Below are 13,662 nucleotides of genomic sequence, written 5' to 3' on the forward strand. Positions count from 1 at the left end.
TGTGACAACCCTGTGTGGCTGATGGGGCCGCCGAGGGCCCTGATCGGTGCGGCCAAAAGGTACGTGAGGCGTGAGAACGGGGCGTTCCGGTTTGCGAACCGTACGTTCTGTGACGTTGATGGTGGCTCAGTCGAGAAGGACCCGTGGCCCGACTGTGACGGTCGGCCCGGTGACCGGGGCCGGGACCGGGGCGGTGGTTGGGGCCCGGACCGGGGAGGTGGCCGGGGGCGGCGGCGCGGCCGGTTCCGGGATCTGCCCCGCGGTCGGCTCCGCGGCCGGCTCCGGGGCGGACCGGCGGGCGTCGTCGCCGAAGACCCGGCGGGCCAGGTCCTCGCGGAGCCGGACGAGCCGGGCGATCTCGGCGTCGAGGGCGGCGAGCCGGCGGCCGACGACACCGGACCCGGAACCCTCCGGAGCGTCGGCGGCGCCGCACCGCGGTGGCGGGTCCTCGGTGAGGAGATGGAGGCGGTCGGCGCAGGAGCGCAGGTCCTCGATGGTGAACCCGGAGCCCAGGAGCTCGCGGATGACGCGGAGCAGGGCGACCTCGGCGGGCCGGTAGTCGCGCTGGCCCGAGGCGGTGCGGCCGGGCGGCGGGAGCAGTCCGCGTTCCTCGTACAGCCGCAGCGCTCTGGGGGTGCAGCCCGCCGCCGCTGCCGCCTCACCGATCCGCATGGACGCCTCCGCGTTCGCCGTGCCCCGGCCGGTCCTCAGGGCAACTCCACCACCACGGCGCCGAAGTGCCGGCCCCCGATCAACTCCTGCAACGCCTGCGGAGCGCGATCGATGCCCGGGATCCGGGTGTGGGGGAAGACGATCTCGCCGGAACGCAGCCACTGCCCGAACCGCCCGGTCCACTCCTGCTCGACGTCGGGATGGTCCGCGCCGCTGTAGCCGCGCAGCGAGACGCCCCGGGTGATGACCCGGAAGGAATCGATCTCCACCGGTGCGCTGCCGCCCGCCCGTCGCGCCGACAGCTGTCCGGACAGCGCTCCGACCAGGGCGAAGCGGGCGCCCTGGCGGGCCGCGTGGACGGCCGCCGCGAGCTGCTCGCCGCCGACGTTGTCGAGCAGGACGTCGATGCCCTCGGGCGCGGCGGCGGCGAGCTGGGCGGCGAACGGGGTGTCGGTGCCGGGCAGGAGGACGGCGTCGTAACCGAGTTCGGCGACCAGCCGCTCGGCCTTTCCGGCGGACCGGGTGCTGCCGATCACCCGCCCCGCGCCCAGCAGCCGGGCGATCTGGCCCGCGAGCGTGCCCACGGCCCCGGCCGCGCCGGTGACCAGGACGGTGTCACCGGCACGGACACCGGCCAGGCGGGTCAGGGCCCCGTAGGCGGACGAGCCCTGGGCCAGGTGGGCGACGGGGTCCGGCAGGACGTCCCGGACGGGCGCGCAGTGGGCGGCGTCCACCACGGCGTGGTCCCGCCACCCCTGGAGGTGGGTGACGATGTCGCCCGGCCGCAGCGGGCCGCCCTCGGCCGCCGCGACCACCTCGCCGACGGCGGGGCCGAACAGGGTGTCGCCGCTGCGCAGGGCGGGGAGCGGCACTCCGTCGACCTCGCCGCCGATCAGGGTGCGCAGCCCCGGGAAGACGAGGAAGGCACGGTTGCGGACGAGCACCTGGCCCGCGCCGGGCGCGGGCAGCGGTGCTTCGACGACGGCGAAGTTCTCCGGGGCGGGCAGCCCTTCGGGCACGGAGGTCAGCCGGACCTCGCGTGCGGTACGGGGCGGGTGCGGGACGGCGGGCATGGCGGGCTCCTCGGCTCCGGCCCTGACAGGGCCGGGGTTTCGGCGGCTGGGGTGCGGTGACGCTCACCCCTGCCCCGCACGTCAGGGTCAAGCCGAAGGGCCGCCGCCGGAGCTCCCGGTGGAGCGCGTCAGCTTGTACAGGTCCCAGGAGTCCGGGTCGCCGATGTACTGGTAGAGGGTGGGCCGGCTCTCCGTGCCGCCGATGTTCCATGTGTCGTACGAGCATGCGTCGAAGCTCACGTCGACCCCCTGCGACCAGCGGTTCACGCCGGGCTCGAAAGTCCAGGTGCCCTGCCCCGTACAGCTGTTGTGGGAGTCCGCCGGATCCTCCGCGTCTTCGTCGTCGGGCATGTCCCAGACGTCGAGCGCGCCTTCGTCGACGTCGACGGCGGTGACCCGGCCGTCCGCCGTGAAGGTGAGTGTTCCGCCCTTGCCGTCGGACCAGGTGCCGACGATGTCCGCCGAGGTGACCGCCGGCGGACGGTACTCCCGGAGCAGCCCCGTCGAGAGACCGACGCCCCCGAGGACCCCGGTGAGGACCACGGCGACCACGCCCCACAGCAGCACGGGCCCGAAGACCCGCTTCCGCCGCGACCGCCAGAGCAGCGCCGGAACGGTGAGCGCGGCCGCGGTCAGGAGCCAGCCCGTGACGAGGGCGACGGGCCCCGCACCTCCACCGGACAGGACGACGACCACGCCGACCACCAGGAGCGAGACGGCCGCCGCCACGGCCGGAACCCACCACCACACCTCGCGCCCGCCGAAGCGGCGTCCCAGCACATCGCTCAGCCAGGCGGTCGGCAGGACGAGAGTCAGGGACAGGACGGCCGCGGCGACGGTCGTGAACACGGCGATCACGGGCAGGAGCAGGACGAACATCGCCGAACCGCCGACGCCGGTGTTCGGCGACTCCTGCGTGACGCCGTACACGATGCTCACGACGAGCGCGATCGCCGCTTCCAGATGCAGGACCAGGATCGACAGCAGCAGTGACAGGCCGTAGGGCCGCTTCTTCTCCATCGTTCTCACCGTTCAGTCCCCCTTGCGCACGGTGATGTACGCGGCACGCCCGGCCGGGGCGGCAGCTGTGACCATCGTGGCAGAGTCGTTTGAACGCGTTCAACGCGGGGTTCGCCGTGCGACGCGGCGCACCTGAGGGCCGAGCGTGGGGGCGCATCCGGGGCGCGCAAAGAAGAAGCGTTTCCGCGTGCGGGTATTCGCCCGTACGGGTGTGGCGCGGCCGTCCGGACGGCGGTGGGGCGAGCACAATGGGGCGGCGGTTCGTGCAGAGGCGCGCAGGCGCCTCTCCCGCACCTTGCGCTCAAGGAGGACCGGTGGCGGAGAGCTGGACGGTTCAGCGGACCGGGCCCGGGGACGTCGCGCGCACCCAGGCGCGGGAACAACTTCTGGAAGCAGCCAGGGAGTTGTACGGCGTCAACGGCTACCGGGAGACCGCCGAGCACGATGTGTGCGAGGCGGCCGGCGTGCCGGCCGAGGTGCTGCGTCAGGAGTACGGCTCCCGGGAGGGGCTGCTCATCGCCCTCCACAACCGGGTCACGACGACCGGGCTGCGGGCGGCGGAGAGCGCCCTGCTGGCCGAGGACATCGAGGAGTGCTCGATCGCGGAGCGGGTCCGGCGGCTCTTCGACGCCTATGTGGAGGCCGTCACCAGCGACCCGCGCGAGGCCCGCGTGACGTTCGTCGAAGTGCTGGGTGTGAGCGCCGTGGTGGACGAGCACTGCAAGCTCTGGCGGGCGCTGTGGACGGAGTTCCTGACCGGGGAGGCCGAGCGTGCGGTGGAGCGCGGCGAGGCGGAGGACCGGGACCACCGGGTCGACGTGATGGTGATGGTCGGCACGGTCCACGAACTGATGGCCCACCACGCCCGCCGCTGCCGCCGGGCCCGCCCCGGCGAGGTCTCGGGCGAACTGACCCAGCTGGCCCTGTCGATGCTGGGGCCGCAGCGGTCACAGGAGTGAGGGCGCGGACGGGTCAGCCCGACGCAGCCGCCACACCGACCGGTCCGCCCACCGAAACCGGCTGCCCGGCATACGGCCCGCCCAGCCCCCACGCCTGGTGCATCGCGTCGGCGAAGGTGGCGGCGAGCTTGTGTTCGCCCGTCGGGCCCGGGTGGGTGCCGTCGTACGTGTCCGTGCGGATGTCGTAGCCCGGCGGACGTGACGCCAGCAGGAGCGGGGATGACGGGGTGTCGAGGTCGGCCACCGCCTTGGCCAGCAAGTCGTTGAAGTGGGCGCAGGAGGCGGCGAAGGGGGCGTCCGTCTCGGCCCGGACGTTCGGTATCACCGGGAGCAGCACCATGCGGACGCGCGGGTTCGCCGTGCGTGCGGCCGTGATGAACGCGCGGGCGTTGGCCGCCGTCTGCCCGGCGTCCGTGTAGAACCCGAGGTCTATCAGGCCGAGCGAGACCAGCAGGACGTCCGCCTCCGTCTCGCGCACCGCGTCCGCGATCACCGGGGCCATGTGCAGCCAGCCCTCGCCCCAGCCGGACAGATGGCGGCGGGCGGCGGGCGGGAAGGACGGGTCGGCGTACGCGTGGGAGAGCGGGGCGCCCGCCCCGGCGTCGTACAGCGTCGAGCGCGGGCCGACGATCTCGTACGGGAGGCCGGCGGATGCCTCCAGGTGCTGCCACATCCGGTAGCGCCAGGTGACGTCGCCGGCGCTCCCGATGGTCATGGAATCGCCGACGAAGAGGAAACGCATGGCGTCATCATGGCCGATCACGGCTCCGGCCTGCGACGTGACGATGGACACTTGGGCCATGCGTTCGTATCCGACCGGCCCGACGGGCACCCGTGCCGCCGCCCTCGCCGCCGCCCTGCTGCTGTTCGCCGGGGCCGGTCCGGCCGTGGCCGACGACGGGCGGCCCGACCGTGACTTCACGATCGAGGACCCCCGCATCACCGAGTCCAGCGGCCTCGCCGCCAGCCGGGCGCACCCCGGCGTCTACTGGACGCACAACGACAGCGACGACGGCCCCTACGTCTTCGCCGTCGACTCCCGCACCGGGAAGACCCTCGCCACCATCACCATGCGCGGCGTGGGCGAGCCGAGGGACGTCGAGGGCATCTCCATCGGTCCGGACGGCGACATCTACGTCGGTGACATCGGCGACAACCTGGACGGCAGCTGGGACCACGTCTGGATCTACCGGTTCCCCGAGCCGAAGCAGTTGCGCGACGCGACCGTCACGGCCGTCCAGTACGACGTGAAGTACGCCGACGGGGCCCGCAACGCCGAGGCGCTGATGGTCCACCCGAAGACCGGCCGGGTCTACATCGCCTCCAAGAACGAGGACGGCGGCGGCCTCTACGAAGGGCCCGCGAAGCTGACCGCCGGTTCGACGAACGTGTTCCGGCGGGTGGGCGAGGTGCCGTGGGTGACGGACGGGGCCTTCTCACCCGACGGCACCCGGCTGGCGCTGCGCTCGTACTTCAGCGCCCGCGAGTACGCCTTCGAGAACGGCCGCCTCGGCGCGGACCGGCCGGTCGCCGCACCGTTCCAGCGCCAGGCGGAGTCGGTGACGTACACGGCGGACGGCACGGCCCTGATGTTCGGCTCGGAGGGCGCGCGCAGCGGTGTGGTCCGGGTGGAGGTGGAGGGCGGCGGCTCCGGAGGAGGCCAGGAGCGGGGGAAGCCCTCGGGGGGTGGCAGCACCGGTGGCGAAGCCGGCGACCAGGGCGGTGGTGGCACGGAGGGTGACGGAAAGGGCGGTGCCGGGCTCGGTGCGGCGATCGTTGTCGGGGTGGGCGTCCTCTGGTTCGCGCTGCGGCGGAAGCGGGGGCAGGGGCAGGGATGAGCCCCGGCAGGCACCCACTCTGGCCGGGCTGCGCACCCCATCTGCGATGAGAACTCCGAATCCCTGAGAAATATGGCGCTGATCGTGAACGGTGAATATCCGATGAGTGGGGCGGAACCGGAGTGAAAACTGGGCAGCTGCTCTGCCTGATCGTCAGTATTTCTTTCCTTGCGGCCGGCTGTGGTGCACGTGGCGACGATTCGACAGGACGCAGTGAATCGAGTGGCTCTGCTGCTCGGGGTGGAGGCAGAGGAATGGACATGAACCAGGCGGGGCGAACAGCTGAGGCGCTGATTCGCGAAGCCATTCATGGAGTGACTCCCGGGCCGACCCTTGAGTCGTTCGGGGGAGGTGTGAAGTCCTGCAAGGAACCCAGTGATGGCGGATCCGAGGAGCGCGTCACCCTGACGCGGAATTACTGGCTGAAAGGCATTCCGCGAGAATCAGCGGAAGACGTCGTCCGCAAGGTTTTCGGTAACTGGAAGCAAGCTGGTCATGTTGTTGATGCTGAGCCGGATTACGGGCGCCGTGTGGTAGCAGCCAATCTGAGGAGCAAGCCCGACGACTTTCTCATGCAAGTAGCGATGGGGATGGGCGGCCAGCTGAGTGTCGGCGTCACCTCTCCCTGCTTCCGGGACAGCGAACCGGTTCCGTCGGCCCTTGGCCACCCGGCTCCACGGACCGATGCCGAACTGCAGTAACGCCAGGAAGCAATGAATGGAGTGCGAGCCGTTTCCCGTCAGATTCTCATCCGCGTTTCCGCCGCGTGGGAACGCGAGTGGCCCCATCTCTGCATGCGTGAGAGTGGAAGGCGCGTTCGCACCGGTCGCAGGTCTGGAACGGCGTAACGGTGATACGGCGGGCGGGCACAGTGAAGTCGTGTGCGCCCCGTCCTCTTCGGCAGCTCTCCCGCACGCCCTCAGGTGTCGTCCGTCACCGGCCACACCTCGTAGTGCAGCGTCCGGTCCCGCTTCAGCCGGTGCGCGAGCGGGACCAGCACGCCCTGCACGATCGGGTATTTGCGCGACATCATCCGCGCCGCGTGCGTGTTCTCCTTCGTGCCCGGCCGCAGCAGCCGCGCGTGCGCCCTGATCTGCGGTCCGGTGGGTCTGCCCCGGACCGTGCAGGGGGCGAGTTCCACCTGCGGGTGGTTGCGCATCCGCTCGACCTTCCAGGCGGAGGAGAACGTGCGGATGAACGCGTGATCGCCCTCGACGGCGATGTTGACCGGTGTGCCGACGGGGGTTCCGTCCTGCCGGTGGGTGCTCAGCAGGACGGCGTACTGCTTGACGAAAGGAGCGAGCTCCCGGCTGGCGTCCATACATCCATTGGGGCACGGGCCGGGAGCGTTGTCATGTCCGGGCTGCTGTTCAGCCCGAGGTCCCCGCCGTCCGCTCTGCTGCCCGCTCCGTCGTCCGCTCCGTGACCAGGGCCTCGAATCCGGCGATCAGCCGTCGCAGCCCGAACTCGAAGTGGTCGAACTCGGGGCTGAAGGTGTCCTCCGACATGCCGGCCATCATCGGGTACGCGCCGCTGAGCATGGCCCGTTCCAGGTAGGGGCGCTGGTTGTCCCAGAACTCCTCGTCGCTCAGCCCGGTCTGCGCCACCGCCTCCGCCTCGTCGGCCCGGGTGCGGGCCAGGCCCTCCACGAAGCTGTTCACCGTGATGATCACGCCGATCAGCTCGGGGTCGCGCAGCTCCATGGTCCGTAGCGAGGTGAGCGACAGCTCCAGCCCGCGCAGGGCGCTGGGGCCGAGCACCGTACGGGCCTGGTTGATCTTCAGCAGCCACGGGTGGCGGCGCAGGGTGTCCAGGTGCCCACGGGCCATCCGGTCGACGGCCTCGCGCCAGTCGGCGGGGGGCTCGTCGGGGCGGGCGGCGAACGGTTCGCCGAGCACGCGGTCGAACATCAGGTCCAGCAGCTCGGCCTTGCCGGGGACGTAGCGGTAGAGCGACATCGTGCCCGTGCCCAGCTCGGTGGAGAGGCGGCGCATCGAGACGGCGGCCAGCCCTTCCGCGTCCGCGACGGCGACGGCGGCGGTGACGATCCGGTCCAGGGTGAGCGCCGGTTTCGGGCCGCGGCTGGGGCGTTCGCCGGTACCCCACAGAAGCTCCAGGCTGCGCGCGATGTCGCCGCTCCCGGTGGCCGTCCCGTCCGCCTTCGACGCGGCTCCGGCTGTCGTTCCGTCGTTCGTCATGGGCTCAGCGTAATGGGCCGGGAAGAAAGTGGGTACGCCGTACCTGAAATCCAGTACGGTGTACTCAGTTCTTCGGGTACGGTGCACCCAGTTCATGCCTCGATCTGTCGGGAATCCATGGAAATCAGGGGGTTGTGCCATGCCCGCATCCGGATACGCGGTGCTCGCCGAGGGCGTCGTGAAGCGGTACAAGAAGAAGGGCGGCGGTGACGGGAAGCGGGCGCTCGACGGATTCGACCTCGCCGTCCGCCCCGGCACCGTCCACGGACTGCTCGGCCCGAACGGGGCCGGCAAGACCACCGCCGTGCGGGTCCTCGCCACGCTCCTGCGGTACGACGCCGGCCGGGCCGAGGTCGCCGGGCTCGACGTGGCCCGCGAACCCCGCCGCGTACGGAGCCGGATCGGGCTCACCGGCCAGTACGCGGCCGTCGACGAGGGCCTCACCGGGCGGCAGAACCTGGAGATGTTCGGGCGGCTCTTCCACCTCGGCAACCGCCGGGCCCGGCAGCGCGCCGGGGAGCTGCTGGAGAGGTTCGACCTGGTCGAGGCGGCCGACAAGAGCGCCGACGCGTACAGCGGCGGCATGCGCCGACGGCTCGACCTGGCCTCCTCGATGATCCTCTCGCCCGACGTCCTCTTCCTCGACGAGCCGACGACCGGGCTCGACCCGCGCGGCCGGGGCGAGGTCTGGGACGCGGTCCGGGCCCTGGTGGCGGGCGGTACGACGGTGCTGCTGACCACGCAGTACCTGGACGAGGCGGACCGGCTCGCCTCGCACATCACCGTCATCGACCGGGGGCGGGCCATCGCCGACGACACCCCGGACGCGCTGAAGGACCGGGTCGGCGGCGACCGGATCGAGGTCGTGGCCGCCGACGCGGGGGACCTCGCCGCGGTGGCGAGGACGGTGGACCGGGTGGCCGGCGGCGGTCTCGTCGTCACCGACGCCACCACCCGCCGGGTGCACGCCCAGGTCGCCGACCGGGTGGCCGCGCTCACCGAGGTGGCCCGGAGCCTCCAGGACGACGGGATCGCGGTGGAGGACATCGGGCTGCGCAGGCCGAGCCTGGACGACGTGTTCCTGCGCCTGACGGGCCACGGCACGGAACCCGACACGGAGCACGACAAGGAACGCGACCCGGCGCACGACACCGAGAACACCGGGAACACCGAGAACACCGGGAATCACGACGCGCGAGAGGTGACGGCGGCATGACCACGCTCGAACGGAGCCTCCCCTACTGGGCGGTCTCCGACTGCTGGAACCTCACCCGCCGCACCCTCACCCACTACCAGCGCCACCCCTCCGCCATCGTCTGGCAGCTCGGCTTCCCGATCCTCTCCGTCCTGCTGTACGGGTACGTCTTCGGCAGCGCGATGAAGGTGCCCGGAGGCGGGGACTACCGGGTGTTCCTGATGCCCGGCATGTTCGCCATGACGATGGCCATGGGCTTCATGAACACCGCCGTGGCCGTCGTCACCGACGTCTCGAAGGGGGTCGTCGACCGCTTCCGGTCCATGCCGATGGCCCCCTCCGCCTTCGCCTCCGGGCGCGGGGCGGCAGACCTGGTGGTGGCCGCCGCCGAACTGACCATCCTGGCCGTCACGGCGCTGCTGATCGGCTGGCGCGCGGACGGCGGGGCGATGGCGGCGCTCGGAGCGTTCGGACTGCTCCTGCTGCTGCGGTTCAGCCTGATCTGGGTCGGCGTCTGGCTCGGCATGCTGGTGCCCACCCCGGAGGCGGCGGGCGGGCTGTACGCGGTCGCCTTCCCCCTCACGATGATCTCCAGCACCTTCGTCGCCCCGTCCCTGATGCCCGGCTGGCTGGGCACGGTCGCGGCCTGGAACCCGATCTCCTCGACCGCGACGGCCACCCGCGAACTGTTCGGCAACCCGGTGGCGGGCGGCGGCACCTGGGTGGAGGAGCACGCCGTGCTGATGGCGGTGGTGTGGCCGCTGGTGATCACGCTGGTCTTCCTGCCACTGGCGGTCCGCCGCTTCCAGCGCCTGAGCCGGTGAAGGGCCTCGCGCACCGGCGGTGAGCTGCCGAAATCAGGTGCCCGTGCGGACGGGGCGGCGTAGGGTCGAGGGCCGTGCCGACCACCACCGGGCCCCTGCCCTTCACCACACCTCGCCTCGACGCGCTGCCCCTCGATCCGGCGTACGCCGAGGAGATGGCGGCGGTCCTCGCGGATCCGGCGCTGTACGCGTTCACCGGGGGCGGCCCGCCGGACCCGGCCACGCTGCGGTCCCGGTACGAGCGGCAGAGCGCCGGTTCGCCGGACCCCGCGGAGCTGTGGTGGAACTGGGTGCTCCGGGTCCGCGCGGACGGGCGCCTCGCCGGATACGTCCAGGCGACCGTACGGGGGCCGCGCGCGGAGATCGCCTGGGTGGTCGGGACGTCGTGGCAGGGCCGGGGCTACGCGAGCGAGGCGGCGAAGGGACTTGCGGCACACCTGACGTCGGCCGGGGGCGTCCGGACGCTCGTCGCCCATGTCCACCCCGACCACGCCGCGTCGGAGGCGGTGGCGTCGGCGGCGGGGCTCGCGCCGACGGGGGAGTGGGAGGACGGCGAGCGACGCTGGACGGGCAACCCGCCCGTGCCGGGGGCCCGTTAGGGCCTGCCGGGCCGGATGGCCTCGTGCGGGTCTCGTAGCCATACGTGCTGGCTTCGGTCGGTGACGGTCAGCCCGAACTGTTCGGCGTCGGGCCGCCCTTCCGTTTCGTACTCCCACCAGGTCTGTTCGATCTCTTCCCAGAGGAATCCGGGCCCGTACTGCCACACCTCTTCTCCGGTGGCGGCTGTCGCGGCTGCTCCGTTTTCGCGGGTCGCCCAGACCTGGACGCCGTTGTCGGTGTTCTGGTGGATGAGGCGTACGCCGGGGAGCCGGGCCCCGGCGTAGAGGGCGAAGCCGAGGTCGAGGAGGAGGGCGGGGTCCAGGCCTGCCGCGCGGGCCCGGCCTTTCCCGTGTACGTGGTGGAGGTCGGGGAGGCGGTGGGCGCGCATGGGCATGTACGTGGCTCCGCCGCGGACCGGACCGGTCGCGGTGCCGTCGTCCTGGACGTGGAACTGGACCAGCGCGCCCGACCAGAACTCGCGGGCGAGCGGGGCGACGACGATCCCGCCGGGCCGGACCTGTCGGAGCAGCGCGTACGGGATGTACCGCAACGCGCAGGTGGCGATGAGCCGGTCGACCGGGCCCAGGCCGGGCCAGGGCTGCTCGCCGTCCCCGACCCGCAGGTGCGGCCGGTACTCGGCCTGGGCGAGAGCGTCGGCTGCCTGTCGTGCCACGACCGGGTCCAGCTCGACGCTGTGGACCAGGTCGTCACCGAGGCGTTCGCAGAGCAGCGCGGACACGTACCCGGTGCCGGTGCCGATCTCCAACACGTGCTGGCCATCCTCGATGTCGAGCAGGCCGAGCATCCGGGCGACCATCGAGGGCATCGAGTTCGACGACGTCGCGATGCCGGGTCCGTCCTCGGCCCCGTCGTCGAGTTGCGTGACGACCGGCTCGTCGCTGTTCACCAACGCCAGCCACGCGTCCGTGCCCACGACCGGCTCGCACCGGTCCGGAAGTTGCCGCCACACATCGGCCGGGACGAACCCACTGCGCGGCACAGCATCAAAGACCTGCCGCCACCGGGCAGTGAGCAGCCCTCGATCGGCCAACTCCTGCACCAGCGCCGGGTACGTAGGGACCTGCGGTGCCGTATTCATGACTGCGGGGCGAACTGGGGCCGGCTGCCGTCCGGTGACGGCTTCGGCTCCTGCGGCGGGGGCCACGGCTTGTCCGACGGCGGCCCGCCGTGCTTGCCGGCCTCGACGGGTACGGGGGTGCTGGTCATCGTCCATCTCCTCTGATCGGTGGAGCTGACTGGTTGAGAGGGTGGTGCAGTCGGTAGATCCCGTACGGCGGGAACAGGTCGACCCGGCGCGGGCAGCCACCCTCGGCACACGCCCGGCACAACAGATCCCGGCCAAGGACAGTGCGCCGGACGGCGGTGACCGGTGCGCGCCAACACGCCTCGCAGGTACGGACATCCGTGACCGACAGGTCGAGGGTCATCCGGCATCCCGGAGCGCGGCGACCGCCGCGTGGCACGGGCAGGTGCACTCCGGCAAGCGGCACAGGGCATGCACGTCGGCCAGGTCCGTCACCGACGCACTGCGGCAGACAACGCTGCACTGACCCTCCGCACCCTCCGACAAAGCGTCCAGATCAGCGACCGACCCTCCGGACACATCGGCGGCGGTGATCGGATCACCACGCCACAACAACGTCACCCCATGCTCCGGACAGTAAGCACCCACCCTGTCCTCGGACGGCACATCGTGCGCGACCCCATCCGCGTAGCACCTCATCCGCGCCGCGCCTCCCGCCAAACACGACCCAACCGCACAGCCATCGGGCAGGAGACTCCGGCACGACAGCTGGCACAGCACTGGGTGTGCCCGAGCCAGGCCTTGTAGGCGGTGTCCTCCAGCACTGCAGTATTCATGAGGCACCGCCAACACAGATGCAGCACTGGCAGGTGGGGAACTCCTGCGAGCGCTCCGGTTCATCCAGCGGAGTCACCTCGGATTCCGGCCGGAGCACGTGTGTACGGCCCTCGCGGTCCACCTCGTACACCTTGATCGTCATCGTCACGACAATTGCCTTCCACTACCCTCGGTTGCGAGGTCGTCACTGTGACTACGACGGTAGAGAGCAGAGGCCACCGCTTGAACTGACCGTGGGTACGGGTGTCCGTCTGCGGTCGACGGGCCAAGGGGGACATCATGGGCAGTGGATCACGCAGAGCCCTGACCGGCGGTCGGGGAACGCCCGTAAGAAGCCGTAGCGGCATCGTGTCCGGGTACGTATTCCGTCTTGTCCGCGAGCAGCTGGGCCACACCCAGGAGACCCTCGCAGATCGGTTGCGGATCTCACCCGACACCATCGCGGGATGGGAATCAGGCCGCCGCCCCTTAACCGCTGTACCCGTCGGGCAGATGCTCGTACATCGCCATCGACTCTTGCGCCTGGGCAGCGCGCCAGCCCTGCTCCTGGCTCTGGAACGGGCCATGGAAGCAGACGTACTGCTGGCTGACATTCTCAACGCGGACGTATCGACCGAGGACAGTCCAATCGGGGCGTGGGTCATGCAGCGGGAGCTGGTGGAAGTGCTGTCCTGGCCACTCAACGGCGTGACTCCGACACCGTTGCGCGCCCTGCCTGCCGCTCAACGGGCACGTAGGGGGCCGGTGCCGCAAGGGCCGGAGCTGCCCGTTGCCGACCGCAGGCGCTTCTTTGCCCACATGCGCCAAGCCGCAGAGCAGGCACGTGGCAAGGACCGTTTTCTGCTGCGCCGCCAAGCCCTTTACCTAGCCGGGTATGACGATGCATCGGACACCTTCGATTGGCTGGCCCAGCAGCAACGGGCCGAGCGTCCGGACGATTGGCTGACCGGTTGGCTCAATGCCCGCTCGGTCGCGGCCGTTGCCGCCAGACAGGGTGACCGCGACCGGATGAGGCACTTCATCACCGTGACGCTCGCAGAGAACGATGCAGGCGAGGCAGCGAACCTCAATTACTGGGCGTACTGGATCGGCGAGGCGCCACACATCCAACTGACCGACGACTTCATCGCCGCTACGAACCCGGGTCCTTGGCCTGGTGACAAGCTGTTGCGCCACCTGGTGCGCGGTCTGACCCCGGACCACGGCTTCTTCGACCTGAACGTTTACACCCTGTGGGCCTTGCTCGCCGCGCGCCCGAACCTGCTGCGTCGCGGAGCAGTGATCGGGAACGAACTACGCGCGTCCCTACCTGTCATGTTGGATAGTCGGGAGCTGTCGGCGCGGACGCGCCGGGAGCTGGAGGGAATCCGGTACGCAATCCGCCTCGCCGAGGCGTGAGAG

General features: G+C 71.1%; 15 protein-coding genes. 7 read left to right on the forward strand and 8 right to left on the reverse strand.

Annotation, left to right across the window (positions count from 1 at the left end; genetic code table 11):
- Positions 1-126 precede the first annotated feature (126 nt).
- From KV381_RS21315 to KV381_RS21325, 3 genes are all read right to left on the reverse strand, one after another.
- Positions 127-672 carry a MerR family transcriptional regulator gene (locus tag KV381_RS21315; protein ID WP_373461071.1) on the reverse strand — a complete coding sequence of 182 codons (546 nt, stop codon included), beginning with the start codon at positions 670-672 and terminating at the stop codon, positions 127-129.
- 35 nt (positions 673-707) lie between these two features.
- Positions 708-1,745, reverse strand: a complete 1,038-nt coding sequence (locus KV381_RS21320; protein WP_103537722.1) for an NADP-dependent oxidoreductase — start codon at positions 1,743-1,745, stop codon at positions 708-710.
- Between the two features lie 87 nt (positions 1,746-1,832).
- Entirely contained in the window at positions 1,833-2,765 is a 933-nt protein-coding gene (locus KV381_RS21325; RefSeq protein WP_218786008.1) for a hypothetical protein, read from the reverse strand.
- A 314-nt stretch (positions 2,766-3,079) separates the two neighbouring features.
- Here KV381_RS21325 and KV381_RS21330 point away from each other — a divergent pair, with 314 nt between their 5' ends.
- A complete protein-coding gene (locus KV381_RS21330; protein WP_086778700.1) occupies positions 3,080-3,724 on the forward strand; it encodes a TetR/AcrR family transcriptional regulator in 645 nt (214 codons plus the stop codon).
- Between the two features lie 13 nt (positions 3,725-3,737).
- Here the strand turns inward: KV381_RS21330 and KV381_RS21335 are convergent, their stop codons facing one another.
- A complete protein-coding gene (locus KV381_RS21335) occupies positions 3,738-4,526 on the reverse strand; it encodes a GDSL-type esterase/lipase family protein (RefSeq protein WP_218786009.1) in 789 nt (262 codons plus the stop codon).
- Here KV381_RS21335 and KV381_RS21340 point away from each other — a divergent pair.
- Positions 4,525-5,562, forward strand: coding sequence for a hypothetical protein (locus tag KV381_RS21340; RefSeq protein WP_030628201.1), 1,038 nt, complete (start codon positions 4,525-4,527; stop codon positions 5,560-5,562). The genes KV381_RS21335 and KV381_RS21340 overlap by 2 nt on opposite strands.
- 254 nt (positions 5,563-5,816) lie before the next feature.
- Positions 5,817-6,263 (forward strand): hypothetical protein, encoded by a 447-nt coding sequence (locus KV381_RS21345; RefSeq protein ID WP_210764262.1) that lies wholly within the window; start codon positions 5,817-5,819, stop codon positions 6,261-6,263.
- Positions 6,264-6,481: 218 nt separating this feature from the next.
- Here the strand turns inward: KV381_RS21345 and KV381_RS21350 are convergent, their stop codons facing one another.
- Complete coding sequence (locus KV381_RS21350; protein WP_030628202.1) at positions 6,482-6,883, reverse strand: PPOX class F420-dependent oxidoreductase; 402 nt, start codon at positions 6,881-6,883, stop codon at positions 6,482-6,484.
- Positions 6,884-6,932: 49 nt separating this feature from the next.
- Positions 6,933-7,760 (reverse strand): TetR/AcrR family transcriptional regulator C-terminal domain-containing protein, encoded by an 828-nt coding sequence (locus KV381_RS21355; protein ID WP_030087499.1) that lies wholly within the window; start codon positions 7,758-7,760, stop codon positions 6,933-6,935.
- Positions 7,761-7,899: 139 nt separating this feature from the next.
- Between KV381_RS21355 and KV381_RS21360 the strand changes: the two genes are divergently transcribed.
- The 3 genes from KV381_RS21360 (at position 7,900) to KV381_RS21370 (ending at position 10,378) form a co-directional block, all read left to right on the forward strand.
- Positions 7,900-8,976, forward strand: coding sequence for a daunorubicin resistance protein DrrA family ABC transporter ATP-binding protein (locus KV381_RS21360; protein WP_032791024.1), 1,077 nt, complete (start codon positions 7,900-7,902; stop codon positions 8,974-8,976).
- Entirely contained in the window at positions 8,973-9,779 is an 807-nt protein-coding gene (locus tag KV381_RS21365) for an ABC transporter permease (protein ID WP_030087502.1), read from the forward strand. Before KV381_RS21360 ends, KV381_RS21365 begins: the two co-directional genes overlap by 4 nt.
- A 74-nt stretch (positions 9,780-9,853) precedes the next feature.
- The gene (locus KV381_RS21370; RefSeq protein ID WP_030087505.1) at positions 9,854-10,378 is read left to right on the forward strand and encodes a GNAT family N-acetyltransferase; all 525 of its coding nucleotides are present in this window, start codon (positions 9,854-9,856) and stop codon (positions 10,376-10,378) included.
- Here the strand turns inward: KV381_RS21370 and KV381_RS21375 are convergent.
- Complete coding sequence (locus tag KV381_RS21375; protein WP_218786010.1) at positions 10,375-11,478, reverse strand: methyltransferase domain-containing protein; 1,104 nt, start codon at positions 11,476-11,478, stop codon at positions 10,375-10,377. The two genes, KV381_RS21370 and KV381_RS21375, sit on opposite strands and share 4 nt — an antisense overlap.
- Positions 11,475-11,606: a hypothetical protein gene (locus KV381_RS36630; protein ID WP_256995131.1), complete on the reverse strand. Its 132-nt coding sequence runs from the start codon at positions 11,604-11,606 to the stop codon at positions 11,475-11,477. Before KV381_RS36630 ends, KV381_RS21375 begins: the two co-directional genes overlap by 4 nt.
- A 934-nt stretch (positions 11,607-12,540) precedes the next feature.
- Between KV381_RS36630 and KV381_RS21380 the strand changes: the two genes are divergently transcribed.
- Positions 12,541-13,659 (forward strand): helix-turn-helix transcriptional regulator, encoded by a 1,119-nt coding sequence (locus KV381_RS21380; RefSeq protein WP_218786011.1) that lies wholly within the window; start codon positions 12,541-12,543, stop codon positions 13,657-13,659.
- Positions 13,660-13,662: the final 3 nt, after the last annotated feature.

Origin of the sequence: Streptomyces sp. WY228 (assembly GCF_019287315.1) — a bacterium.
Taxonomy (GTDB): Bacteria; Actinomycetota; Actinomycetes; order Streptomycetales; family Streptomycetaceae; genus Streptomyces; species Streptomyces caviscabies.